Origin of the sequence: Pseudomonas proteolytica, from assembly GCF_007858275.1 — a bacterium.
GTDB classification, from domain to species: domain Bacteria; phylum Pseudomonadota; class Gammaproteobacteria; order Pseudomonadales; family Pseudomonadaceae; genus Aquipseudomonas; species Aquipseudomonas proteolytica.
Genome location: NZ_VFEV01000010.1, coordinates 45617 through 68132, shown reverse-complemented (window position 1 = coordinate 68132; position 22516 = coordinate 45617). Strand labels below are relative to the sequence as shown.

26 protein-coding genes and 4 pseudogenes are annotated in these 22516 nt (G+C 53.8%); 21 read left to right on the top strand and 9 right to left on the bottom strand.

The features are described from left to right. Positions 1 to 3 precede the first annotated feature (3 nt). The 6 genes from FIV38_RS09415 (at position 4) to FIV38_RS09390 (ending at position 3476) form a co-directional block, all read left to right on the top strand. Entirely contained in the window at positions 4 to 399 is a 396-nt protein-coding gene (locus FIV38_RS09415) for a hypothetical protein (protein ID WP_235861144.1), read from the top strand. 1 nt (position 400) lies between these two features. Next, entirely contained in the window at positions 401 to 1126 is a 726-nt protein-coding gene (locus FIV38_RS09410) for a hypothetical protein (protein ID WP_092239193.1), read from the top strand. Between the two features lie 65 nt (positions 1127 to 1191). Next, a complete protein-coding gene (locus tag FIV38_RS09405) occupies positions 1192 to 1923 on the top strand; it encodes a hypothetical protein (RefSeq protein WP_146492550.1) in 732 nt (243 codons plus the stop codon). A gap of 2 nt (positions 1924 to 1925) precedes the next feature. Then, positions 1926 to 2474: a tail fiber assembly protein gene (locus FIV38_RS30680; RefSeq protein ID WP_092239197.1), complete on the top strand. Its 549-nt coding sequence runs from the start codon at positions 1926 to 1928 to the stop codon at positions 2472 to 2474. Positions 2475 to 2535: 61 nt separating this feature from the next. Beyond that, the gene (locus tag FIV38_RS09395; RefSeq protein ID WP_092239199.1) at positions 2536 to 2961 is read left to right on the top strand and encodes a cell wall hydrolase; all 426 of its coding nucleotides are present in this window, start codon (positions 2536 to 2538) and stop codon (positions 2959 to 2961) included. Next, positions 2961 to 3476: a lysis system i-spanin subunit Rz gene (locus FIV38_RS09390; protein ID WP_092239201.1), complete on the top strand. Its 516-nt coding sequence runs from the start codon at positions 2961 to 2963 to the stop codon at positions 3474 to 3476. The genes FIV38_RS09395 and FIV38_RS09390 overlap by 1 nt, the downstream gene beginning before the upstream one ends. A gap of 8 nt (positions 3477 to 3484) precedes the next feature. Here FIV38_RS09390 and FIV38_RS09385 read toward each other — a convergent pair whose 3' ends face one another. The 3 genes from FIV38_RS09385 to FIV38_RS09375 all read right to left on the bottom strand — a co-directional run bounded on the left by FIV38_RS09385 (position 3485) and on the right by FIV38_RS09375 (position 5584). Then, complete coding sequence (locus FIV38_RS09385; protein WP_092239203.1) at positions 3485 to 4354, bottom strand: hypothetical protein; 870 nt, start codon at positions 4352 to 4354, stop codon at positions 3485 to 3487. Between the two features lie 164 nt (positions 4355 to 4518). Next, the gene (locus FIV38_RS09380; RefSeq protein WP_092239205.1) at positions 4519 to 5214 is read right to left on the bottom strand and encodes an SOS response-associated peptidase family protein; all 696 of its coding nucleotides are present in this window, start codon (positions 5212 to 5214) and stop codon (positions 4519 to 4521) included. A gap of 22 nt (positions 5215 to 5236) precedes the next feature. Beyond that, positions 5237 to 5584, bottom strand: a complete 348-nt coding sequence (locus FIV38_RS09375; protein ID WP_092239207.1) for a coiled-coil domain-containing protein — start codon at positions 5582 to 5584, stop codon at positions 5237 to 5239. Between the two features lie 521 nt (positions 5585 to 6105). Here FIV38_RS09375 and FIV38_RS30910 point away from each other — a divergent pair. After that, positions 6106 to 6270, top strand: a complete 165-nt coding sequence (locus tag FIV38_RS30910; protein WP_139273612.1) for a lysis system i-spanin subunit Rz — start codon at positions 6106 to 6108, stop codon at positions 6268 to 6270. Between the two features lie 328 nt (positions 6271 to 6598). Here FIV38_RS30910 and FIV38_RS09365 read toward each other — a convergent pair whose 3' ends face one another. Together FIV38_RS09365 and FIV38_RS30320 are read right to left on the bottom strand one after the other, a co-directional pair. Continuing rightward, a complete protein-coding gene (locus tag FIV38_RS09365) occupies positions 6599 to 6898 on the bottom strand; it encodes a hypothetical protein (protein WP_092239209.1) in 300 nt (99 codons plus the stop codon). Positions 6899 to 7434: 536 nt separating this feature from the next. Then, positions 7435 to 7785 (bottom strand): annotated as a pseudogene (locus FIV38_RS30320) (hypothetical protein). Between the two features lie 327 nt (positions 7786 to 8112). Here FIV38_RS30320 and FIV38_RS09355 point away from each other — a divergent pair. Together FIV38_RS09355 and FIV38_RS09350 are read left to right on the top strand one after the other, a co-directional pair. Continuing rightward, the gene (locus FIV38_RS09355; RefSeq protein WP_092239211.1) at positions 8113 to 8628 is read left to right on the top strand and encodes a hypothetical protein; all 516 of its coding nucleotides are present in this window, start codon (positions 8113 to 8115) and stop codon (positions 8626 to 8628) included. Further along, positions 8625 to 9014 (top strand): hypothetical protein, encoded by a 390-nt coding sequence (locus tag FIV38_RS09350; RefSeq protein ID WP_092239213.1) that lies wholly within the window; start codon positions 8625 to 8627, stop codon positions 9012 to 9014. The genes FIV38_RS09355 and FIV38_RS09350 overlap by 4 nt, the downstream gene beginning before the upstream one ends. A gap of 216 nt (positions 9015 to 9230) precedes the next feature. On the opposite strand, the gene FIV38_RS09345 is transcribed toward FIV38_RS09350, so the two are convergent. Beyond that, positions 9231 to 9803, bottom strand: a complete 573-nt coding sequence (locus FIV38_RS09345) for a PAS and helix-turn-helix domain-containing protein (protein WP_092239215.1) — start codon at positions 9801 to 9803, stop codon at positions 9231 to 9233. A 171-nt stretch (positions 9804 to 9974) separates the two neighbouring features. Between FIV38_RS09345 and FIV38_RS09340 the strand changes: the two genes are divergently transcribed. The 4 genes and pseudogenes from FIV38_RS09340 to FIV38_RS30675 form a co-directional block, all read left to right on the top strand. Beyond that, a complete protein-coding gene (locus FIV38_RS09340) occupies positions 9975 to 11318 on the top strand; it encodes an MFS transporter (RefSeq protein WP_092239217.1) in 1344 nt (447 codons plus the stop codon). A 212-nt stretch (positions 11319 to 11530) separates the two neighbouring features. After that, entirely contained in the window at positions 11531 to 12067 is a 537-nt protein-coding gene (locus tag FIV38_RS30905; protein ID WP_092239219.1) for a cupin domain-containing protein, read from the top strand. Between the two features lie 146 nt (positions 12068 to 12213). After that, a complete protein-coding gene (locus FIV38_RS30900) occupies positions 12214 to 12510 on the top strand; it encodes a DUF1330 domain-containing protein (protein ID WP_092239221.1) in 297 nt (98 codons plus the stop codon). Positions 12511 to 12596: 86 nt separating this feature from the next. Continuing rightward, positions 12597 to 12716, top strand: a pseudogene (locus FIV38_RS30675) (DUF4113 domain-containing protein); the annotation flags it as partial. A 101-nt stretch (positions 12717 to 12817) separates the two neighbouring features. Here FIV38_RS30675 and FIV38_RS09320 read toward each other — a convergent pair. After that, positions 12818 to 13750 (bottom strand): LysR family transcriptional regulator, encoded by a 933-nt coding sequence (locus FIV38_RS09320; RefSeq protein ID WP_092239223.1) that lies wholly within the window; start codon positions 13748 to 13750, stop codon positions 12818 to 12820. Between FIV38_RS09320 and FIV38_RS09315 the strand changes: the two genes are divergently transcribed. From FIV38_RS09315 to FIV38_RS09305, 3 genes are read left to right on the top strand one after another with little or no spacing between them, the layout of a single operon-like run. Next, on the top strand, positions 13686 to 14945 hold the full coding sequence (locus tag FIV38_RS09315; RefSeq protein WP_235861153.1) for a TauD/TfdA family dioxygenase: 1260 nt from the start codon (positions 13686 to 13688) through the stop codon (positions 14943 to 14945). The genes FIV38_RS09320 and FIV38_RS09315 overlap by 65 nt on opposite strands. A gap of 4 nt (positions 14946 to 14949) precedes the next feature. Then, positions 14950 to 15708, top strand: coding sequence for a sulfite exporter TauE/SafE family protein (locus FIV38_RS09310; RefSeq protein ID WP_092239227.1), 759 nt, complete (start codon positions 14950 to 14952; stop codon positions 15706 to 15708). Between the two features lie 16 nt (positions 15709 to 15724). Beyond that, positions 15725 to 16204, top strand: coding sequence for a YbaK/prolyl-tRNA synthetase associated domain-containing protein (locus FIV38_RS09305; protein WP_092239229.1), 480 nt, complete (start codon positions 15725 to 15727; stop codon positions 16202 to 16204). Between the two features lie 152 nt (positions 16205 to 16356). On the opposite strand, the gene FIV38_RS09300 is transcribed toward FIV38_RS09305, so the two are convergent. Together FIV38_RS09300 and FIV38_RS09290 are read right to left on the bottom strand one after the other, a co-directional pair. Further along, positions 16357 to 16809 carry a hypothetical protein gene (locus FIV38_RS09300; RefSeq protein ID WP_139273606.1) on the bottom strand — a complete coding sequence of 151 codons (453 nt, stop codon included), beginning with the start codon at positions 16807 to 16809 and terminating at the stop codon, positions 16357 to 16359. A 343-nt stretch (positions 16810 to 17152) separates the two neighbouring features. Beyond that, positions 17153 to 18367, bottom strand: coding sequence for an aldose 1-epimerase family protein (locus FIV38_RS09290; protein WP_029293613.1), 1215 nt, complete (start codon positions 18365 to 18367; stop codon positions 17153 to 17155). 318 nt (positions 18368 to 18685) lie between these two features. Here FIV38_RS09290 and FIV38_RS09285 point away from each other — a divergent pair, with 318 nt between their 5' ends. The 5 genes and pseudogenes from FIV38_RS09285 (at position 18686) to FIV38_RS09270 (ending at position 22423) form a co-directional block, all read left to right on the top strand. Further along, a complete protein-coding gene (locus FIV38_RS09285; protein ID WP_092239231.1) occupies positions 18686 to 19579 on the top strand; it encodes a hypothetical protein in 894 nt (297 codons plus the stop codon). Positions 19580 to 19669: 90 nt separating this feature from the next. Then, positions 19670 to 20386, top strand: a pseudogene (locus FIV38_RS30895) (PAS domain-containing protein); the annotation flags it as partial. A gap of 186 nt (positions 20387 to 20572) precedes the next feature. Further along, a pseudogene (locus tag FIV38_RS30890) lies at positions 20573 to 20938 on the top strand (methyl-accepting chemotaxis protein); the annotation flags it as partial. Between the two features lie 199 nt (positions 20939 to 21137). Further along, positions 21138 to 21353: a hypothetical protein gene (locus FIV38_RS09275; protein WP_133714811.1), complete on the top strand. Its 216-nt coding sequence runs from the start codon at positions 21138 to 21140 to the stop codon at positions 21351 to 21353. Between the two features lie 29 nt (positions 21354 to 21382). Beyond that, positions 21383 to 22423 carry a GGDEF domain-containing protein gene (locus tag FIV38_RS09270; RefSeq protein WP_092239413.1) on the top strand — a complete coding sequence of 347 codons (1041 nt, stop codon included), beginning with the start codon at positions 21383 to 21385 and terminating at the stop codon, positions 22421 to 22423. The last annotated feature ends 93 nt before the right edge of the window (positions 22424 to 22516 follow it).

The window sequence follows — 22516 nt, the reverse complement described above, 5'->3', positions numbered from 1 at the left end:
ACCGTGGAGTATGGCTTCTGGGTTTTCGATAAAAACGAAGTTCAAACTCTGGGGATGGAAGATTTCACCCTGCAAAAGTTAGCGGTGATGATAGTTCCTGCCGCAACTGGTGGGGGGCGGGGTTCTAACTACGAGTACATCCTTATGGATGTTCCAGGTTATGACCCTGCCACCTGCTTTGTCACGATCACCCCTAAAGTTTATGCACCATATGACCAGATTGGCCGCCCTGATACTTGGGGCGGACTGCCCACCTATACCGATTTGGGAGGGACGAGAATTGCGATTTATACCCAGATCAATTACCGCGAGCCGGATGGTGGGGGCGGCGGGAAAAACCGGGAGATGTGGACGCGCAATGTCGTAGAGAGTGTTGTGGAAGTGGTCAAGGTGAATTGATATGGACGACTATGGCTTCGTTGCCGAAAACGATTACGGCTCAGTCAGTATCAGTAGCGTCTACAAAGTTTTGGTGTTCTCGGAAAGGGGGCAGTTCAGGATTCAATCTCGCTACACGGATAAGCCCGGCAAAGGGCAGTTTAACTTTGCCAAACCCATCCTAACGGTGGAGCCGCCCCAGATTTTTTTGCGGACGATATCGGCCTCACACGACAACCTCGGTCTGTATATCTCAATCGAAGGATCGTCAGGCAACTGGACCGGCTTTCATGTCACGTCAGCAGTTCGGGGCGGCAGTGTATTGCAGGATTACTTAATGGAATTTGTGTCCTGCAAATACTCTGATCAGCAAAGTGATGCCGAGTTTGGGATGGAGGTAAGAGATGGGCAGGAGCAAATAGTCTATGTCTCAAGTGATCGAGTTGTTCGCTTTGGGAAGTTTGCAAAAAAGTGGACTGTCGGCAGAGGATTTTATGTCGATACCTACTACAGCGATGTAGTGATTGATACGAGCGACTTCATATGCGTTTCAAGTATGGATCGCGGCATCATGTGGTTTGCAAATAACTCACAGTATGCAGGTATCACAATTTTGGATGGTGGCGTTCCGGTGTTGCAGATATTCAACCAGAAGCAATACCTCGACCGGTTTTACTGGCAGGGCTCAGACGGCTTTTTTCTTGGCGTACCTGTCTGCAAGTTTCCAATAGAACGTTACTACAACTAATTTCAAGTGCTGATATTGGCACTCTACTGGAGAAACTTATGGCTTCTTGGTTTTCAGAAGGGACCGTGAGCGTGCAGAACGGGGGCACGACAGTAACGGGCGTCGGCACCAAGTTCTCGAACTGCCGTTCCGGGGATATGTTCGTCGGCCCCGACCTAGGCATCTATCAAGTGATCAACCCAGCCAGCGATACGTCGCTTGCCATTTCGCCGGCGTACCGTGGGCCAGCCGTTGGTGGCGCCGGGTACGGGATTGTGCCTGTCAACGGATACCCCAAAGCCCTGGCCGATGCTGTGAACCAAATGGTTCAGCAGTGGGGCGCCACGCTCGCGGGCCTGGGCGACGTGTCCACTCAGGATGTCGTGCCGGTGGCCATGGGCGGTACTGGTGGCAGAAACCCGGCTGAGGGGCGTGCAGGCCTGGGGCTGGGCACTGCGGCGACAGCGGCCGTGACCGTGGGGAACGGCGACACCACGGGCGGTCGTGTGTTGAAAGTCGGGGATTTTGGCGTTGGCGCAGATTGCGTGATCGTCTCTGACTGGAACGAGGCTTATAACAGCCTTGGTGGCGCCTTTATCGCCGGCAATGCCGTCTCGCCTGGCGGTACTGGAGAAGCGATCAACGCAACCGGTATCAACCTCAGGCGCGGGGGGCTGGTGGGTGCCCAGTTGATGATTTACAACGGCGATAACCGACTCTTCTTTCGATCTGCGTTCGGTGGGTTCGCCCCATGGGTGCAGGTCTACCACACCGGTAACACCACCCGCATGGCCGACAACACACTGAGGGCAATCTGATCATGGCAAGAGCAGCAATTAACATCACCGGAACGGGTGAAAAGTTCGATTTCGTTTCGCTGGGCGGGACCGAGGTGACCTGTTCTCGAAAGGACGTGGGCGTCTACTGCGTCACCGGCACCCGGGGCATGGTCCCATTTCCACCCATAGATCAGGGCTGGGGCTACGGGCTCCACCCAGCAGACAACCCCGCCGAGGTGGACATTGCGTTTGATGACGGCCTGCTCACGGTCACCGTGACGAAAGAGGGCAAGCCGTACGATTTGAAGGTCATGATCACTCTGCACATCCTGGTGCCTGACCGCCCTCCACAGGCAGAGCTGCCGGCGCCGGCAATTGATCCTGTGGCGGCTGCACAGACCCAGATCGCGCACCTGCGAGCCGAGGCGGATTACGCAATTGCGCCACTTCAGGACGCCGTCGATATCGACGAAGGGACCGAGGCAGAGCTGGTGACCCTCAAGGCCTGGAAGAAATACCGCGTAGCCCTGAACCGCGTGCCCGAGCAGGACGGGTACCCACTCGCCATTGATTGGCCTGCCGCGCCTTAGGGCCGCGCTGTCGTCGACCACACCCGCCATCGAGCGGGTTTATTTTTGCCTGGAGAAAAGCATGACCACTTCCGATAAAGACCGGGACATCCTGGCGCGCACGCTGTGGGGGGAGGCTCGCGGTGAAGGGCTGGACGGCCAGATCGCCGTGGCCTGGACCATCCGCAACCGCGTGTTCGACGGCAAGGCCAAGTCCTGGTGGGGCGAGGGCTACGCCGGCGTGTGCCTGAAACCATGGCAGTTCAGCTGCTGGAACCAGAACGACCCGAACTACGCCTACCTCAGCGGTGCGAAGCCGATCCCGGCCGCGCAGCTCGCCCAGGCCCAGCGTGCTGCTGACCAGGTGATGGCCGGCGCGGTACCGGATCCAACCGGCGGGGCCACGCACTACTACGCAACCACGATGCCCAAAGCCCCGGCCTGGGCGGCGAAGGCCAAGCAAACGCTGCGCCTGGGGCACCACATCTTTTTCAAGGACGTGCCGTGATGACGCCGGTACAGAAGCTGGCCGGGCTGGTGGTACTGATCCTGGCGCTGATGGCCAGCGCCGCCGGCGTCACCTGGCAGGTTCAGGAATGGCGCACGGGCAAGATGCTGGCCGAGCAGGCCGGCCTGCACCAGGGCGAGCTGGCCGGTGTCAGCGCGGCAGCCGCCAAGCAGGTAAGCGAAGAGCAGGGCAGGCGCCTGGCCCTGGAGAAGACGCTGGCCACCTCCGATCAACAACACACCCGAGAACTTTCCGATGCTCAACGCAACCAGACTCTCCTACGCGACCGCCTTGCTACTGCTGATGTGCGGCTGTCAGTCCTTCTCGACGCCACGGATTCAGCCAGTAGCTGCAACGTGCCTTCCACCCCCGGCGCCGTCGGCGTGGTTCATGGAGCCCAGAGAGCCCAACTTAACCCAGCGCATGCTCAGCGAATTATCGCCATCACCGATGCCGGAGACCAAGGACTGATCGCGTTGCGGGCGTGCCAAGCTTACATCCGCAAGAGCCAGTGAGTGATTGTTTAGTGGAACTCAATTAATTCAATGTCTGCAATTATATTGGCGCAACCGAATGAACCAAGCTCGTTGATAATCATGCCTGTGTGCGCGCCTGATACTGTCGCGCCCGAAAGAGAGTTTCCCAGTAATTTAAAAGCAAGCATCTCTAGTCCATTATGCTCAATTATTACTGGGCTATGTATGGCGTGAGGGTGGTTTAAAGTAAATATCGATTTTGATCCGTTTTTTAGGTGTGTGGTCATGGTTACGGTTTTGCCAGCATGGAATTCGGATTCGCTGAGTTTGCCAAATTCCATTCTAATCAAAAGATCAGCTACATTTGCCTCTATATCAAGATACCTCGCATCACTGTTGGGTAAGGATATTGGTGACCATATTGCTCTGTGTTCCATTTGTGTTGAATAGTCTAATGGTTTCATTGTGCAGATTTCGGTGGTGGACGCTCCTATATTCATCGTGTGGTGTGCATCTATTGAAAATGTCCGGCTTGGCACGTACTTGCAAGTTCCTCCATAGTCAAAAACCAAATTAGTCTGATAAGCATCGGTTATTCGCTTATAGAACTCTTCAGGATCCAGTATCATTACACAGCATTCTTTGTTTTCTCTAATGGCCCAGAATAAGGAGTCTGAAAGGAAGTGGCTTGTGCTGCAAAATATAAATTTATTATCTATGGTTATATTTGTAGTATCTGCGTGTCTTTTAAGTGCGGCTGTTCCTTCTCCAATGTCTAGTATTTGTCCTTTGTGGTATTTGCTGTCTCTAAAGTCTTTTATGTTTGAGATTCGTAGCTTGTTTTCAAACATTAAATCTGCGTGTTTCTTCTCTTGAAATTTGAAAATTGGATGCTTTAATTTGTATTGCGTTGGCATTTTATTTCTCTTTTTCTGTTTTGCGGTTTATGGATTATTTAATGGTATGTGCTTTTGTGGTTGAGCATTTCTGGCAGTGTGCATCCTGATTTTCGAGGCAAGACTCTTCAGACCACATCACGACCCTCTCTATCACAGCTGCGTTCATGGACCAGAGTAGCTGATTACTCATAAAAAGCTGGCAAGAAGGGCATTATCAAAGCGGGGCCTTTGTTCCTGACATTGCCCACGGCAGTGTCGACCTTGAACCACTCGAAAGCCTCGGCCGGCTCGCCCTGGTGCAACGCCATCTGCTCGGCACGCTCCTTGGGCGTGGCAGGGTCCAGCCATTCCCTGGCCAGCTCCGGCGTTAGCACCACGGGCCGCCGGTCGTGAATGTCCACCATGCCGCCGGCGCTGTCGGCGGTGATGATCACAAAGCCGTCATGCTCGCCCGGGCCTTCATCCGCGTCGGGTAGTTGGCCTATGGCCGCGCACAGCACCGGCGCACCATCCCGCCGGCGTATCAGGTAGGGCTGTTTCTTCGGCCCGCCTTCATCAACCCATTCAAACCAGTTGTCCACGGGCGTGATTGCCCGGTGTGGCCAAATAGCCCGGAAGAATGGGCCGTGGGCCACTTTCTCGACTCGGGCGTTTATCGGCGCAGCACGGTCCTTGGCCCAGTGCGGCCGCCAACCCCACCGCACCAGGTCTGCGTGCAGCGTTTCATCCTGCTGGTGGAGCAGGGCGACCTGGGTGGTTGGTGCTACGTTGTACCGCTCAAGCGGTGCCCCACCCACTGAGTTTGCCAGGGCGTTGGGCATGCTCAGTACCGCAACGAAGTCATGAATTCCGCTGTACTGTGAAAGTCTTCCGCACATCGGCAAGCCCTCGGTAGAAACTTCAGCTTAGATCACTCGGCAGAATCTTCATGGGAGTGCTTCCCCAGGCCCCGTTTGTAGCCCGCGCAAGCGCCCATTCAAGTGAATTGAGCTTGCTTGTGACAAAACCCAGGTCTGTATTGCAGCTAGAAAGAGCGCTATCTGACGCCTTGAGCTCTGCCCGAAGCTTGTCGCGCTCGGTAGATAACTCAGCGTGCATTCGCACCAAGCCGTAGATGTCCTCTCTGGCTTTGCGAAGCTGCAGTTGCAGTTCCTGAATCTCGTTCTCCAAGAGCAGCGCGTGTTGCTTGTGCATTTCGAGAGGCGTGGGGCATCCAAGCCACTCGCAGGTGTCTTCATCGATGTTCATGGTGGGTCAATCCGAATGCTGTATGCACATACAGTAATCGAGGTTTGTGGGTTGTGCGATTTGAGGCGACGAACTGTAGGGGATTTTGGTTTGGTGCTCGGTCGGCAGGACGCCGGGGATGGGTTAAAAAGGTACCAGAACTAAAGCCGTGCCTCAGATAGAATGCGGTCTCCAGCCCTGCTTTTTTCTTCAAGTTATGGGACGCCGTGGAACCTCTAGGGCTATCCCTGCTGGCATTTGCATATCGGTCTTGAAAACCGGCGAACGTTAATAGCGTTCCCAGGGTTCGAATCCCTGGTTTCCCGCCAAGATTCAAACAAAAGCCCCGCTTATGCGGGGCTTTTGTGTTTCTGGGGTTTGGCTGCCGCGGGCTTGTACTTGCTCAGCGTTCCATAACTATTATGGGATCGCTCCAGAGCTTTTCTACTTCGACGGCTTCGCAGTGGCGCTGAGTTGGGCGGCCTGCATCAGGATGACTTGGCCGCGATCAGCAATGCCGCAAGTGCTCAGACCGCCAGACACTGGAGAAGCAACAGGCCGCCGAGCAGGCCAGGGCCGACCTCGACGCTAAGGCTGCCAAGGAGAAAGCGGATGTTCTTGCTGAAAATGAAAGGCTGCGCCGTGCTGCTGACGACTCTGCTCGCCGGCTGCGCATTGCGGGAGGTTGTCGTGCCGATACTTTTTGACGGTTCTTCTTATTCAATTGGTAGCCCAACCGAAGTATGGCGATGCCAAAAAACCAGTAGTGCTATCTGATATATGGGCACTATTTCTCTCAGCAAAAATTAGACGCGCAGAGGGATTAGGTTGCATCGTGCAATATTCTTCCGGAGCGCTCAGGTGCGTGATGAATAAGCGGCGATTTGGTGGTGGGCTGATCAAGGCTTAAAGAAAGCAAGACCTGCGAGCAGGCCATGGCGGCCTGCTGCAGTGACATTCATGAGTAGCGAGAGCAATAGTTTTTTTGTTCCTTTAGGTTTTTAGGTTACTGCTCTCTAGTGTTGCCTTATTGTTTTAAGACGCGCTTCGGCAGCTCTCGCAACGCCATCCTTTATAAGTTTCGGATTTCTCAAGCGCTGTAAGCAAATCACGACCGACTATACTATTTTGGCAGTTGTTATGTTTTTCATTTGGTTCTTTCATTCCCACGCATTGTTTTTTCAGGAAGGGGCTTACCACCGCCTGCTGCTTTGACGAAAGCGCTCTAAATCCCTTGTCCACGGCTAGCTTGGCGTAGCTTTGTACGCTCGGCTTTTCACCTTGAAATGCGTTCTGCGCGATAAGGGCCGAGAAAATCTCTCGCTCGATAGTCATTCGTTAATCCTTTGTTCAATCAACAAGTTTGCTCATGTTTTTTCTTATTCTGAGCAATGCGAAGGCATACGTTACCATTGGTTGTTTTTTTATTGAACTGGGTTTCCATCCAGCTATAAAAGGCAAGGCTTCTCATTTTTGCTCAGTAAATGTTGATATCTTGGTGTTTAGAATATTTCAATAGGTCTTTGTTTCAATTTGTTTCCTGTTAGATGAGGTGAGGAAGTTACGCTTTGCACTTTAATAAGGTCGTGCGCCGTGGGGGGCTCCTGTTTTTTTGCGTTAAATTTAAGGGTGAAAGTACCGCTTTTGAGTTTCTCTAAAGTTCCGTGATTCCCTATTCCGGGCCGTCGATAAAATTTGCAAGGCTGGTACTTTGTGCGTAGCGACCTATACTGCTTTGACTAACTAACAGGAGTGCGAAACTCTCTAATCTCCACAGAGCAGGTGGTGCGTTTGTAGATAGAGGCTGAGTCCCTGGTCGAGTCGGTTCGGGAGTGCCAACAGAAAGCCATAAGTGACGAGGGCGCTACTCATCATTGAATCCGATGGATCAGCTCAGGCCCTCTGTTCTGCAAATTTCCCTTAGCCGTGTCGACCTTGAACCACTCGAAAGCCTCGGCCGGCTCACCCTGGTGCAACACCATTTGCTCGCCCTGGCCTTCATCAACCCATTCAAACCAGTTGTCCACGGGCGTGATTGCCCGGTGTAGCCAGCCGCACTAGGTCTGCGTGCAAGGTTTCATCCTGAAGGTGGAGCAGGGCGCTTGGGTTGTGGGGGCTACGTTGTACCGCTCAAGCAGCGCCTCACCCACTGAGTTTGCCAGGCCGTAGATGCCCTCTAGGGCTTTGAGATTTGAGGCGACGAGCTGCGATCGATACCTGATAGGTCAAGGGACAGAATGGGGTGATCCGTAAGACATTCGGCGTGTAGTTCCGGTGGAACCACCCGAAAACAGGCGAGGAACAACGGCCGGAGTCATGCACGAGTTGGTTGGTTACATCCGAGCCTGTTTTCAACGCTCTACGGTCGTCGCACAGGGATTTTTCGTACGAAAACTAAGGGATGAAGGCGTTTGGCTATTAGCACAAGCGTGCTATTTGATCCTTCCCACTCACGGCTCATATTAATCCTCCTAAATTACAGAAATCGGGAAAGGACCTCCATGAGCTACAGACTTCCACCCCCTTGTCGATGGCTGGCTATCTTGGTCATGGCCTGCAGTACCTCGGCCATGGCCGAACAAGCCTCGGGCGACTACTGGATCATCTACGGTAAAGGGGAGCGTCTGCACAACGAGGTCTACGTCGCCGATGCCGCCGGCATCATGCAAAAGCCTGGTGGCGTGCAATCGGTGCAGGTCATGCAGCTGTTCGAAGATCCGGCCTTCCCAACCCTCGCCGCCTATGAGGTGCAGGTCAAATGCAAACAGCGCCAGATCCGCCTGGACAGCGCCCGGGCGATACGTCGCTTCGACGGTGCCGTGAAGGATGTGAAGACCAACATCCAAGGCTGGGTCGCACCGAAGGATTACTGGTTGCAGCGTACCTTTGCCTTCGTCTGCGCCCCAGACAACCGTGTGCGCAACCAGATGTTGCCGATCGGCAAGATGCCGGCGACGCGGATGGTCGCCACCATCCAGGCCATGTTCATTCAGTTGATCGGTGTTCAAGCCAACAGCCAGGCGGTGCAAGAGTTGGATGACATGCTAGACAGCAGCGCCCGATGAACACACGTTCTTTGCTGTTTCTCAGTGTGCTGCTACCTACCCTGGTCGGCTGTATCCCGACCCTGCCGGAGTTGCGCGCCAGCCACCAATGGCAGGGGCGCGACGCCAAGCAGGCCATCGACTTCTTTGGCCCGCCCGGGCGCATGGAACCGTTGCCCAGCGGAGGTGGGGTGCAGTTGGGCTGGTACCGCGACACCACCTATGTGCGCCAGGAGGTGGTCGGCAGCACCGCCGAGAGGCAAGGCAATGTGATGGTCCACACCAATTACTGGGATGACGTGACCCATCCTGGCGGCTGCACAATCCTCATGACGGTGGACAAGGCGCGGCAGATCAGCGACTTCTCTATCAAGGGCCGCTGTAACGGCGTGAACCTGGCGCCGTAGCAGCCCTGGAGAAAAGCAGGCTAAGGCTCGTGGAGGGCGGGCTTGTTCTGCGATTGCAGTGCCCCGACTGGTCAGGCACCGCGAACCTTTTTTCCTGCTGTCCCGGTGTATGCCGATGAAGGTTGTGGTCAGCAGCATCCTCGCCGACGACCAGGCCAAAGCTATTCGGCAAACCCAAGTACCGGGAGCGCAACATGAGCGAGCAACTATCGAATTTCATTTGAGCACGATGATTTTTGAAACCAGCTCGGCACTGTTCTTCGACTTCAATTTTTTCATCAATCGCCCTCTGTGTACTTCGACCGTACGATGCGAGATACCGATCTTGCGCCCGATTTCCTTGCAGGTCAGGCCATTGACGATGTGGGCCGAAATTTCCCGCTCTCGAGGTGTCAGGTTGACGGTCGGCCGAAACACTTGATCCACAGGTTCAAAGTGCCAGACCATCAGTTGAAAGGGGTCATCCGGTGTTAGCGTATAGCCATTGGCCCTGGCCCAGAACACCTCTCCACTGCGGTGCTGCATGAAGCGCTCATCCGAGTAAGCCCCGTTGGTGGCATGGCGCAGCCAGCTGAGGCTGCGTTCGCCCACTGTTTGGTAGTCGGCCTGTGACGGATAAAGCTTGAGGAGTCGCTCGCCTATCAACACTTCTCGGTCAAAGCCGAATAGCCTTTCGAACGCTTTGTTGAGTTCGAGTATGCAGCGATTTCCAGTTATCACTTGGGGAGCCGGGGATACTTGGAAGGCTAAACTTTTGAGGTCATGCAGTTGTTGCTCAGGATTCATCATGGCGAGCGACCTTAAACCAGCGGTATCTACCGGAATAATTACATACTCAAAGCTACACATCTATGTACGTAGTTACACGAATAGCGGAGGGCTAAATGCTGGGGCAGTCTAGGCGTACCTGATGGGTATTCCTCAGCGTAATTACTATAAAAACAAGGCAGGGCTTTCGTCATGGCTTCTCACAACAAAAATCCGGCCCAGCAACGCCGGCGTGCTTTCATAGGGGCCACCTCGGGCCACCTGATTGAGTGGTACGACTACGGCGTTTATGGATTCCTGGCGGTATACATTGGCCAAGCTTTCTTCGTGTCAGAAGATCCTACCACTAGCTTGTTGAGCAGCTTCGCTGCATTCGCGTTGAGCTTTTTTATTCGCCCACTTGGAGGTCTGTTTTTTGGCCCCCTCGCGGATAAGATCGGTCGGCGCCGGACGTTAATCACTGTCCTGATGCTCATGTCGGGTTCTACTTTTTGCATAGGTCTGTTACCCACTTATCATACGATTGGTATCGCCGCACCTATTCTTCTGATCCTTATCCGTTGCGTACAGGGTTTTTCCGCCGGTGGCGAGATCGGTACTATCACAAGTTTCATCTCTGAATATGCAGGGCCGGGGCGCAGAGGGTTTTCGACGTGCTGGCTTATGGTGACAGCGGTCTTAGGACTGGTGCTTGGCGGTGTGGTGGCCAATGGTATGACTTGGTTAATGGGGGCTGAGCTGATGCAAGAATTGGGTTGGCGAATTCCGTTTCTGGTTGCGGGACCAATGGGGCTGGTCTCCATGTACATCCGCTTGAAGCTCGAAGACAGCCCGGAGTTTCTGGCTTTGCAGAAAGCTGGCGAGACTTCGAAGGCCCCTTTACGAGAGGTGTGGCAGTGGAAGCGCTCGATCACGCTAGTGTTCTTCATCATTACCCTACATAGCTCGATCTTTTATCTGGTACTAACGTTTGCCTCCACCTATATGTCTCGCATCTTGAAATTCGATAGCGGTGTAACGCTGCTGTTTGTGTTCATCGCTAGCGTGAGCGCAGCGTTTGTAATGCCATTTGGAGGTATTTTCACCGACCGTTATGGCCGTAAGCCCTTTCTACTGGTCGTGGGAGGTCTGGCAACCCTAGCGATGTTCTGGTTCTTTAAATCCGCTCCCGGAGCCACACCCACGAGCTTCTTTCTGCCTTTGATGGCCGTCGCCATCCTATTCGGACTTTACGCTTCATCCACCTACGCTACGATGAGTGAGTTGTTGCCTACCCGGGTACGTTCAACAGGTATCGCTATAGCGTATAACATTCCGGTGGCGGTGTTTGGCGGAAGCGCTCCATTTATTTCTACTTGGCTAATCCAGCAAACAGGGGATATCACCTCGCCGTGGTATTTTTACATAGGTACAGGTGTCGTTTCACTTATTGCGCTTCTAATGCTACGCAAAGAAGATTTCGTAGGAGGCGATGCCACAATTCAAAATTCTAACAATTACAAAGTCGCTAATAAGAAAGACACCATTCCCGTTTGAGTCTTCAAGGAATACGTTATTACCGTAATGCCATAGTGGGCTGTCGTTTCTCGTGAGTTAGTTCTCGCGGTAATGGTCGCGGCGACGTCATACTGCCTCTCGGTAGAGAGTACTGATGCTCTCACAAATTAATTGGGTGATGGGCGTTGTGCGCCTTGCTGTTTGAATGGGCAGTATGGGTCGTGAAGGAAAATTATGTTTTTAGGCATGAGATGGGTTGTCGTCTAAGTGTTTGTGCTGAAAAAACGAACAAGCTTTGTTTGGTATTCATGGAGAATAAGAGGGTGGACATGCAAACTTATAATAAAACTCTACCGCACCCGGAGATGCCAAGTGCGGTGGCAGAACTTTTAAAGAGGCTGGCGTACGCTACGCCGGAGAATGCGCCATTGGTGCCAGGCCGGCGCTCATTTTTCAAGTATCGCGACTTGGGGCTTACAGACGCTACTGAAGGTGTGGCGAGGGCGCAAGTCACTTGTGCTACGGACATTATGGAACAGACCGGCTGGCATTATCATATCTGTGATGTTCATTTTATTTACACCCTGCGAGGGTGGATCGAACTTGAATTCGAGGACGGTCGGGTCATACGTGTGGGGCAGGGTGAGTCTCTGTTCATTCCTCCAGGACTTAAGCATAACGAGACTGCAATTTCACCTGATCTCGAGCTCTTTGAAATGTCAGTGCCGGCTAAGATGGGGACGGTAGCATGTGACCCTCCGGATCATCTCCCCCGCCGAAGTAAATAAGAGCGTCCAGTCTTAGGCGGCATGATGGTATTTGTAGATTCCATTGAGCCGCTAATGCTGAAAGGTGCGAACGGGTACACCTCATATCCATCTTCTAGGGTGGTACTGATTAGCGTCGCCGAGAAAACTGAAAGCGCGAGGAAAATATGGAAAAGAAAGGCTATTTGTTTGCAGAGCTGACGATCACAGACCCCGACGTGTTCTACAACGAGTATATGGTGAGTGTCAGGCCTGTCCTTGAAAAGTTCGGAGCCACTTTCTTGGTAGGCACGAACCAACCACACGTCATTGAAGGTAGTCGAATCGTTCCGCGGGTCATACTGCTTGAGTTTCCTTCGGTCGATGTGGCCCACGACTTTTATTATTCTTCTGACTACCAAAACATCATTGATTATAGATTTCGATCTTCGTCGGCCCATCTATACATCTTGGATGGTCTTTAGCGCTATGTGCTGTAGCCCAAGACGCAAAGAAGTATATCCATGTGTGGACGCCCGGCGCTCAGCACTCTACCTAGCGTTCAATATGGAGGGGAACACTGCGGTCGGCCAGTGTTCCGACGAACCCCGACTGGGGAATGCGTCGGGAGATGATGAGCCGTCGTTATACGACGAGACTTGATCAACTGTGGTCGGTTGCTTGTAAGTAGCGGTGTCTGGTAATCAGGCAGGAGTCATGAGGACAGCCAGCGTCAGCTTGATGAACTCTTCATTCGCAAAGTGAGCGGTCAGGGCCGAACGACCCGTAACCTCATATCAGTGCTGAGCCGCGTTTACATTCGAGGCTTTCACCTAAGCCACGGATCATCTCCATCAATGCCTTCACCCGCAGCGGTAAATTTCCGGCCGGGTACACCGCGTGCATCTGTGGGCTCTCACCGCTGCTGGAGGTGAGTTTGTACTCAGGACAAACCCGGCACAGGCGCCCAGCTTGCACTTCGGGCTCCGCCATCCAATCCGCCAAGCGGGCGATCCCGACGCCCGCGAGGGCTGCCTGGAATACCGCCAGACCGGAGCTGAAACGAAATTTAGGATGAACCCGAAAGCTGATGGCCTGCTCCTCACTGCGAAAATTCCACTCCTTGAGAATCCGCGGCGCCGTATGCAGGATCAGCGAATGCGACTCCAGTGCCTCGATGGAGTCGGGCATGCCGTTGCGCTCCAGGTAGCCTGGGCTGGCATACAGATAACGCGAGTAACTCCAGAGCGCAAAGCCGATCAAGTCGCTGGATTGTGGAAACGCGCCGCGAATCGAGAAATCCAGCTTGCTCTTGGCCGGGTCGATGATCTCATCGGTGAAAACCACATCGATGTTAACGTCCGGATAACGCTCGCAGTATTGCGCGATCAACCGGGGCAATACCCCGTGTCCGAGAAACTCTGGGGCGGAAAACCGGATCCAGCCGGAGGCCAGGCCGCTGAGGCCGGCCAGGTCTTCATCCACCTCACGTTGCAGTTCGAGCATTTTGTATGCATGGGGCAATAAGCATTCACCCGCTTCGGTCAAGCTCACGGCATTGGAGGAGCGATTGAACAACTTGAGCCCCACACTTTCCTCCAGGGCTTGAACCGCACGGGTCAGTGCGCTAGGGGAGCGCCCCAGAGTCCGTGCCGCGGCGATGAAGCTGCGCTTGCGAGCCACGGTCGCGAAGGCTTCAAGTTCACCCAACATATTCAACGCCACTCTCCACCTCATTGCATTTTTCACAACGCGGCATTGCAACACAAAAAAGGCCCTTCCGTTAATCTTCCTGTTCAACCCACAAGGATGGGGTAAACAGGAGCGCAAGGACGTGTCGAAGTTAGATGAAGTAATCGGGAAGGCCGCAGCGTGTGTTGATGAAGTAATTCATGAGTTGCTGGAAAAAAAATCAGTGAGTTCGAACCGACGGGAGATACCGCAAATTCATCTGTCGCTCGAAGAACAACGCGCACTTCAGGCCGGTCTGGCATCGCTGGAGGTGACCGATAGCGCCTCGGGTATCCGCCACATGCCGGACCTGGGGTTGTTGCTGGAAAGTGTCCTGAGCACCGAGAAAATCCAGCAGCTACGCAATTTTCCACAGGCCCGTGAAGTGGCGATGATCGTCAGGGGGCTGCCGCTGGACCCGCAACTGCCCGCCACGCCCTATGACCGGGAGCCGGGTATCGAGGACTTGTCGACACTGGCCGGGGCTATTTTGTCGGTGCTGCAAACTCTGCAAACCCGTCCGCTGGCGTACGAGGGTGAAAGCAACGACACGGTGTTCCGTCACGTATCGCCCAAGCACAAGCGAGAGACCGAAAAGAGCTCCTATGGCTCGCGCGCGGATCTGGGCATGCATGTCGACAACCCCCACCTGCCTTTGACCTGCGAACCCGTCTCGCAACTGTCGGCCTGTCCGGAGTACCTGTCCCTGACCGGCCTGCGCTGCGAGCTCGATGTGCCGACGCGCATCGTCGCCATTGACGAGGTGCTGGCCATTCTGCCGGCCTACGTCGAAGAAGAATTGTCACGCCCGAACTTCACCGTTCGCCGACCGGCTTCCTTCGGCAAACAGGGGAATGTGCTGGAAAACGTCCCCTTGCTGTACAGAAGCGCAACCGATGGCCTGTATTGCCGCTACAACAAAGCAAGTGTCGAGGCGACCTGCGCCAATGCGCAGTTTGCCCTCCAATTGTTCGCCGCCGTCGCCAATCATCCCGATGTCGTGCACCACATATTGCTGCAACCAGGGGACATGCTGATCTTCAAGAACCAGCAAACCCTGCATGCCCGGGATGGTTTTACACCCCGCTACGACGGCCGTGATCGCTGGATGTTGCGTGTCTTCGGGGTCAATGATCCGGCACGCGTGGTGCCGCTGGACCCTCATCAACCCTACATAGTCAGAGCCTGATTTCATGGTCGATATTGTCATCCTTTGCGTGTTCGCCTTCGCCGCCGGCCTGATCGATGCGGCGGTGGGCGGCGGTGGACTGATCCAGATACCCGCGCTATTCAACGTGCTGCCCACCGCTCAACCGGCGGCGCTGCTGGGTACCAACAAGGTCGCGGCCGCCTGCGGCACCGCATTCGCGGCCCGGTCCTTCGTGCGCAAGGTGGTGATCGACTGGGGGCTTGTGATCCCGGCCGCCTGCGCGGCCTTTGTCATGGCCTTCTTCGGAGCCGCCACGGTGTCGTTCGTACCCCAGTCGATGATCCGGCCGGCGGTGCTGGTGTTGATTGTACTGATGGCGATCTACACCTTCTGGAAAAAGGATTTCGGCGCCCTGCACAAACCCATGCGCATCGGTACCAAGGAAAAACTGCTGGCGATCTTCATTGGCGGTGCCATCGGTTTCTACGATGGTCTGTTCGGTCCCGGCACTGGCAGCTTCCTGATCTTCCTGTTTATCCGCTTCTTCGCCTTCGACTTTCTTCATGCCTCGGCATCGGCCAAGCTCGTGAACATCGCGACCAACGTAGCGGCACTGATGTTCTTCATTCCGACGGGTAACGTGCTCTACCTGATCGCAATCCCCATGGCGGCATTCAACATCCTGGGCGCGCTCACTGGCACCTGGTTGGCGGTTCATAAAGGGGTGCCCTTTGTCCGGGCTCTATTCCTGGTGTTACTGGTGATTCTGATCAGCAAACTGTCCTACGACCTGCTCCTGTAAACCAGAGGAAAACTACATGCATCCCATGTTCGATCGCCTTGTGGCACTACTTGATGCCCGCTCAGCCTCCTACCGGGTGCTGATGCACGATGCCGAGGGGCAGTCGGCGCGCGTCGCCGAAATCCGTGGCACCGAGCCCGGCCAAGGCGCGAAGGCCATGCTTTGCTCCCTCAAGGGCCAGGCCGGCCCCTATGCACTGGTGATACTGCCGGGCGACCAGAAGCTGGACATGAAGAAAGTCGGAGCGGCCCTGGGCGGGAAAAAAGCCGAGCTGGTAAAGGCCGAAACCGCCATGGAACTGACCGGGTGCCGGATCGGCGCCATCCCTCCTTTTGTTTTCGATGAGCGGATTCAATTGATCGTCGATCCGGCCTTGACCGCAGGCTACGCTGAAATAGCCTTCAACGCGGGGCGGCTGGATGCGTCGATGGTGCTCGATACGCAGGATTACCTGGCGATTGCCATGCCTCGATTGCTGGATATCAGTCAGGCCTGAGCAGACGTTTTCGCATAGGTTTCAAGAATAAATCAGTCGCCTTTTTTCTCCGTCTCAACCGGGCTGACCGGTTACTACGGATAGAAAGCGATAGACCTCAAGAGTCCGCTTTTGGCCGACAGAAGTCTATCATGAAAGGCAGAAACCGCTAGTTAGGAGCCATTTGGTGTGGCGTGTAAGAATTTACCGCCTTTAGCTTCAACTGCCGAGCGAACTGCCGCGGCATCTGATGTCGAGCCGATAAATGCAAGTTGCAACTTAGGAAGCATGCTTGATGTGTTACTTAAAGCTGCAATAGCTGAGTTGGCTGCAAAAGAACTATCGGTTCCTGAGATGGCGACACGCACATCAGCTTTGCTTGCAGGGGCAATTATTTGGTGGATGCCTGAAACAATTGGAGATTCTAAACCTGCACTTCCGATAAGCGCGGATGCCATAGCTCCGGAAATGCCGTTATTCGCTGCGGGAACCCAAACTAGATTGAATTTCTGTTGCTCAAATAAATTTGCTGCAGATTGCGCGGCTTGCTGTGGCGATTGGCTCCCAGTTGTAGCGCATCCGACTAATGCAAATAACAAAATTGTGAATGCCGCGAAAAGTTTCATAATTGCTCCTGAATATTTATTAGGCGACGGTTCTGTCGCGCAATTGCTGAGTGTATGTTGTATGACTTTCCATCGCTAGTTCCACTCAAGTACTTCGTTCTGCACAGGACCTGATGTGGCCGCAAACACTGGAGGAGCATGTCGAGCTATTTGTTGAGCACTACCCGTACATGAGAACGCAGATCTCTTTTTTCTTGTCCCAAGCAAGCAATCCATACGCCAAACCAAAAGAGTTTACGACTCAGGTCCATGATTTTTTGACCTGGATGGCTTCAGAAACCGCCTAGGTCTGCGGTGGGTCGACGCCAGCCCTTCGCGAGGGCTAGCAGTCGGCCGACAATGCTCACCCCTTGGTCAGATCAACCAACGGCGTCTGCCGCACCTCAGTCTCCCGCCCATCCTGAATCTCGCTCACCTGCTTCAAGGCCTTATCCACCGCCGCCTTATCCGTCAACAAGCTGTAGCTGATGCGGAACTGCTTGTGTTCCTTGGGCCCAATTGTCGGCACCAGGTTCAGTGGCCGCTGATAACGGCGGTTGTAGGAAAAACTGGTCCCCGGCTCCAGCCCCGTGACATAACCCTGGCCTTGGGTATCGGTATTTTTCCACAGGGAAAACACGGGCAGTGTCTGGGTATTGAAGCCGACCGAAACGCCCAGGCTGCCGGCCTTGTTATGCAACACGGTCAACGTATCGCCCTTGGCATCGGCATACGGCACCACGTTGTAAACCGTTTCGTCGTAGTCCTTGGTCGGCGCGCGGTAAGTTTGCCAGTCGGGCAGGTCGCCCTTGGCTTTGTCGTTGAACGGCGACACCTGTTTCACCGGCGCGGCGAAACGAGCGCCTTGCTCCAGGAACGGGGTACTGAAGTTGCTGTGATACAGCGCCTGGTACTCCTTCGGATAGTCGCCATTGTTGGTCAGGGTGTCGTTGAGGGCGAACACGACGCTGCCGGGTTCGGTGACCAGTTCGGTCGCGACCGAGAAGTCGACCTTCTTGAATGCCTGCTCTTTCAGTTCGCCGCGCAGGGTGATGGCATACGGTGGTTTTTCATCGATATGCAGGGTGACTTTGTTCGCAGGAGTGTTGGCGGCCCGACCGTGCAGGGTCAGCAGTTCGCCGTTGTCGACGCCGGGGTGGCCGACCCATTCGTAGCCGCAGCGGGTGACCAGTTCATTGAAACCTTCCAGCCAGCCCAGGCCACCGCGGCCATTGAGTTCGATGAAGGACGGATTGACCACTTCCTTGACCGGAGAATCCCAGCCCATGCGCACATTGCCGACCGAGGCCTGCAAGACGTTCATTCCGCGAGTCGGCACTACCGAGAGTTTCATCGTGCCGTTATCGATGTCGACGATGCTGACACCTTCCTGCCGTCCGCCGTGCAAGGTGCGTAGGGTAACGCTGAAGGGTTTGTCGGTTTTTATTCCGAGTTGCTGGCTGGTGATCTGCCAGTTCTGGGCGGCTTTGTCGGTGTCGAGCAGAACGTAATCCCAGGCCATGGCGTGGGAGGCAGCGGACAGTGCACTGAGGGCAACAAAGAGTTTAAGCGGGGTCATGGCTGCAGCCTTTCTTGGAGTTGTGCCATTTTTATAAACGTGATGAAACGTTTCAGCAAGCTAAAAAATCGACCCATTGGCGACGAGGTTGGCATTGGGCGCGGGGCAAACACGGTTGTGTCGTTGATAGCCCAAAGCAGACCTTCGTAAACGTCCGCTTCGGTCGAATGCTTCACAAAAGCGATGCGAGGTTTAATACGAAGGGGAAGCGATAGAACATTTTTGGGGTGAAATTTTCAGATGGTTGAATACGCATATACTGGGCATGATGCGGGTAGTGGCTATTTGATGTTGTCTTGTGAGGTCTATTGAGCGTCGATGAATAAAACTGATCTGCTTGAGTATCTGATAGAGACCAGTTCCGCGATGACCCGATGCGACATGGATGACGCGATCCTTCTACATTTCGATTTGGTGATGGAGAACTATCGACAAAAACCGCTGTTTTACAAAAATCTGCTCAAATATGACAGGTTTATGGTGGCGCTTTCTTTGTTGAGCTTTAATTACAAAGATCATTTGGTGCCCCTGTCCAAGGTTAAAGCGTTCTGCCAAGAGCGTGGTTATTTATCGCGCAATAGCTTGGACTCTTACTTTTCGTTTTTCTTTATTGCCGGTTATATGCAAGTCCGGATGCATGACGAAGACAGTAGGCAGCGTGTTTTCAAACCCACCGGCGCGGCGCTGTGTGAAACCACCAGGATGATTAAGTCTTATCTGCTGCCGTCGCAGTTGATAGTTCCATACGACGCTTGCCTGAAAGATGTATGGGAGTCGGAAGACATGCTGCGTGTGTTTTTTCATGGCTTCGCAAAGTTGTTGGAAGCTGATGTGATGCTTGACAAGCTATTGCCTGAAGCAAAATGGATTATGAACAGAGATGGTGGGCATCTGCCGATGCTTGCCTTGTATGTAGACAGCTTGCGTAAGGATTCAATTCAGGCCGGTTATAAGGTGTCGACGTATATTGAGCTTTCTTCGCGCTTGGGCGTGTCGAAGACTCATATCATACGCATGGTTCGAGAAGGTGAGCTACACGGATATTTCAAATGCCACAAGAATACGGTGGAACTACTTCCGGCTTTTCTGGATTTGGTGAGGCGCACCATGGCCATAAATTTTTCAGTGGCGCGAATTAGCTTGAAATTAGGAATGGGGGATAGCGAGTTTAGTGATAAGTATCCCCGGGCCAAGTCGTTGCTTGGTTTGTAGCGTGAATGCTTTTGAAAGGCCGTGTTGTTGGGCGGCATAATATACAGACATTGTCCTTTATTGTAGTACTCGTTAGCATCGGAGGTCAGTGTGTTTAACCGTCGCATAAAAAATGCTCTGCTCGACTGCAAGGGCGAGCTCGGTACATTACTTGGCGTATTCGCCAACCTTGAATCGGTTTTTATTTCACTGCGTGTTGATCGGGCGGGCCGAATCATCTCGGCCAACCAGCGACTCGCCGATGTGCTTGGCTATTCGTTAGATGAGCTATCCGGCTCGGAGATTAGCAACATACTGGCTGAGCCGCGCAGCGCGTTTGCGCCGAATCTGCGGGCCAGTGAATTGCAGCGCTACACCGCTTCAAATGGCCAAATTGTCACGCTTGGCATGTGTTGGCTCTCTTTGTCTGAACGCACATTTCAAGGCTACGGCTGTATCGCTCCGCCGTTGGCGCGGGACGAGCAGGAAGGCGTGGAAATGTTCAGCGCCTTGAACCGGTCAACCGCGATTGTGCAGTTCAGCCTCGCTGGTGAAGTCCTACATGCCAATAAGCCCTTTATCGACGCAATGGGCTACAGCCTTGCAGAGATAGAAGGCAGGCATCATCGCCTATTCTGCCTGGACGAGGATGTTGCTTCTGCGGCTTACGCTGATTTCTGGAAGTCGTTGAATAAAGGTGCGTTCATTGCGGGGCGCTTTCGCCGCCTGGATAAACACGGCCGGGTCGTGTGGCTAGAAGCAACCTATAACCCGATCAAGGATGCTTGCGGGCAAGTGTACAAGGTCGCCAAGTTCGCCAGTGTGGTGACAAAGCAGGTTGAGAGAGCCGATAGAGTCAAACAGGCAGCACACATGGCTTACGAGGTTTCGCTCGATACCGATGTCAAGGCGGACCGGGGCATGGGCCTGGTAGGCGACTCGGTAATATCCATGCAAACCATCGCGCAACAAATGGCTTCAGTGACCGCAAGCATGAGTGCCCTTGAGTCACAGTCGCTGTTGATCGGATCCATTGTTGACACTATCGGCGCCATTGCCACGCAAACAAATCTCTTGGCGCTTAACGCAGCCATCGAAGCTGCGCGCGCGGGAATGCACGGCCGCGGCTTCGCGGTAGTTGCGGATGAGGTGCGCAAACTCGCTGGGCGCACCAGCACGGCGACACAGGAGATTGCCAGCGTAGTGCGACAGAACGGTGAGTTGGCCCGTCAAGCCACTGTTCAGGTGCAGTGCAGCCGAGACCAGGCCGATAGGTTGCTGGAGCTGGCTGAGCAGGCAGGCAGGGCGATGGCAGATATTCAGTTGGGTGCCAAGCAAGTCGTGGAAGCAATTGGGCGGGTCACCAGCGACCTGGATTGATGAGCATCGTTAGCATGTCATTACAAGGCAGTGGAAGTAATCCTTGGACCTTTTTTGTGCACGTTGCTCGCACGTAGAAAAACTACCTATTCTGAAATTGCAGCTTGAATAAACTATCTTTCCAAAAATGCTAATAACGTGCGGTGGTCGACCTTGTGTGTATGTCGAAAAGAATGTGTGAGCCGCGTGGGACGAGCTTATGAAAAGTTCAGCTATGCAAGATTGGGAAGCCCTGATTGTTCGATATGAGCCAGAAATGGATTTGGAAACTTACTATTTCGGTCTGTTGGACGCGGCAGACGAATTGTTGCGCAGCGGCCTTGTTAGCGACACGGAGTGGCGGCAGATGGCACGGCTGTCGGCAAATTTTTTTATCGAAATGATTGAAAGGGGGCAGGGCGAAGACGTCGAATAATCTGAGTCGTTATGGAAAGGGAATTAGAGATGCCAGCGACTTTCAAGATTAGGCCGCGAATACGGACATTGTTATCACCCGCGGTAACAAAAGTTGAGTTGGTTGGGGTGGTGGCGTGGCTGGGTGTTTTGTTGGTGGATCCAGTGCCGAGTATCAATTGGCTGAATTTTTCAATTACCATGTGCCTGCTCTTAGTTTGTCACTTTCATCGTGCGACCGGTAACTTCCTGGTATGGCGGCTTTTGGGTGGCGTATACATCGTTGTATTGGCATTTGGTTTTTCTTGTGTGATTGATTCCGGTGCAGAGCTGCGTGTATTCGCCTTGCCTCTGGCCGTTATAATTGTGGTGAGTAGCGCCATCTTATTTATCACGGTTCAAGACTATCTGCTCTCCAGTGCGCTGGTGTGGATTTTGATGTGGTCAAACCTTGACGTGGGCATGTATAGGGGGCTGGAAGTATACCTGGTGCTGTTTTGCGTATCGTCCATGTCAATTGGCTTTACCCTGAGCTTTACATATTTGAAAAATATGCGCTCAGTGTTATTGATCGAGAGTGAGTTCAGAACCCTGGCGGAGACCGATTTTCTTACCTCTATACTCAACCGGCGAGCATTTATGGAGAGTTTCCAGCAAGTGATGGCAGGTGGGGGCGATGGCTATTTTATAATGTTGGATATCGACAGTTTTAAAATTAAAAATGATCAGTATGGTCACGATGTGGGCGACAAGATTTTATGCGCAATGGCCGCGTGCTTGCAGTCCACGCCTGGCAGTCACACTGTTGGAAGGATTGGTGGGGAGGAGTTCGGGGTTTTACTGTTGGGTGACGATGATTCGGTCGCCAATGAATACGCGTTGCGGCTTTTGGAGGCGATCCGGCACAGCGTCTCGCCACCCCATCACTACACCTGCAGTGCCGGTATCGCACGATTCTCGGCGACGTCCGACATGTCTGCAGTACTTAAGTCTGCCGACTGTAATATGTATGAGGCCAAGCGCAACGGTAAGGATCGTGTTTTTAGGGATGGCAAGCAGCTCATGCCGCCAACTCATGGTACGCCACGGTGAATAACTGATTGGGTAGGGCTGAATTGCCCCCAGCTTTACAATCGCGGCAAGAAGCGCAGGGAGCGCGTGTCTGCCGGGCACCGTGGCCGCCGC

What these genes read in the sequence shown, in the direction of transcription:
- FIV38_RS09385 (WP_092239203.1), bottom strand. Translation starts at nt 4,354, where the DNA reads ATGCCAACGCAATACAAATTAAAGCATCCAATTTTCAAATTTCAAGAG.
- FIV38_RS09380 (WP_092239205.1), bottom strand. Translation starts at nt 5,214, where the DNA reads ATGTGCGGAAGACTTTCACAGTACAGCGGAATTCATGACTTCGTTGCG.
- FIV38_RS09345 (WP_092239215.1), bottom strand. Translation starts at nt 9,803, where the DNA reads ATGATGAATCCTGAGCAACAACTGCATGACCTCAAAAGTTTAGCCTTC.
- FIV38_RS30900 (WP_092239221.1), top strand. Translation starts at nt 12,214, where the DNA reads ATGGAAAAGAAAGGCTATTTGTTTGCAGAGCTGACGATCACAGACCCC.
- FIV38_RS09340 (WP_092239217.1), top strand. Translation starts at nt 9,975, where the DNA reads ATGGCTTCTCACAACAAAAATCCGGCCCAGCAACGCCGGCGTGCTTTC.
- FIV38_RS09270 (WP_092239413.1), top strand. Translation starts at nt 21,383, where the DNA reads ATGCCAGCGACTTTCAAGATTAGGCCGCGAATACGGACATTGTTATCA.
- FIV38_RS09305 (WP_092239229.1), top strand. Translation starts at nt 15,725, where the DNA reads ATGCATCCCATGTTCGATCGCCTTGTGGCACTACTTGATGCCCGCTCA.
- FIV38_RS09350 (WP_092239213.1), top strand. Translation starts at nt 8,625, where the DNA reads ATGAACACACGTTCTTTGCTGTTTCTCAGTGTGCTGCTACCTACCCTG.
- FIV38_RS09285 (WP_092239231.1), top strand. Translation starts at nt 18,686, where the DNA reads ATGAATAAAACTGATCTGCTTGAGTATCTGATAGAGACCAGTTCCGCG.
- FIV38_RS30680 (WP_092239197.1), top strand. Translation starts at nt 1,926, where the DNA reads ATGGCAAGAGCAGCAATTAACATCACCGGAACGGGTGAAAAGTTCGAT.
- FIV38_RS09275 (WP_133714811.1), top strand. Translation starts at nt 21,138, where the DNA reads ATGAAAAGTTCAGCTATGCAAGATTGGGAAGCCCTGATTGTTCGATAT.
- FIV38_RS09290 (WP_029293613.1), bottom strand. Translation starts at nt 18,367, where the DNA reads ATGACCCCGCTTAAACTCTTTGTTGCCCTCAGTGCACTGTCCGCTGCC.
- FIV38_RS30905 (WP_092239219.1), top strand. Translation starts at nt 11,531, where the DNA reads ATGGGTTGTCGTCTAAGTGTTTGTGCTGAAAAAACGAACAAGCTTTGT.
- FIV38_RS09315 (WP_235861153.1), top strand. Translation starts at nt 13,686, where the DNA reads ATGAAGCTGCGCTTGCGAGCCACGGTCGCGAAGGCTTCAAGTTCACCC.
- FIV38_RS09300 (WP_139273606.1), bottom strand. Translation starts at nt 16,809, where the DNA reads ATGAAACTTTTCGCGGCATTCACAATTTTGTTATTTGCATTAGTCGGA.
- FIV38_RS09310 (WP_092239227.1), top strand. Translation starts at nt 14,950, where the DNA reads ATGGTCGATATTGTCATCCTTTGCGTGTTCGCCTTCGCCGCCGGCCTG.
- FIV38_RS09375 (WP_092239207.1), bottom strand. Translation starts at nt 5,584, where the DNA reads ATGAACATCGATGAAGACACCTGCGAGTGGCTTGGATGCCCCACGCCT.
- FIV38_RS09410 (WP_092239193.1), top strand. Translation starts at nt 401, where the DNA reads ATGGACGACTATGGCTTCGTTGCCGAAAACGATTACGGCTCAGTCAGT.
- FIV38_RS09390 (WP_092239201.1), top strand. Translation starts at nt 2,961, where the DNA reads ATGACGCCGGTACAGAAGCTGGCCGGGCTGGTGGTACTGATCCTGGCG.
- FIV38_RS09395 (WP_092239199.1), top strand. Translation starts at nt 2,536, where the DNA reads ATGACCACTTCCGATAAAGACCGGGACATCCTGGCGCGCACGCTGTGG.
- FIV38_RS09355 (WP_092239211.1), top strand. Translation starts at nt 8,113, where the DNA reads ATGGCCTGCAGTACCTCGGCCATGGCCGAACAAGCCTCGGGCGACTAC.
- FIV38_RS09365 (WP_092239209.1), bottom strand. Translation starts at nt 6,898, where the DNA reads ATGACTATCGAGCGAGAGATTTTCTCGGCCCTTATCGCGCAGAACGCA.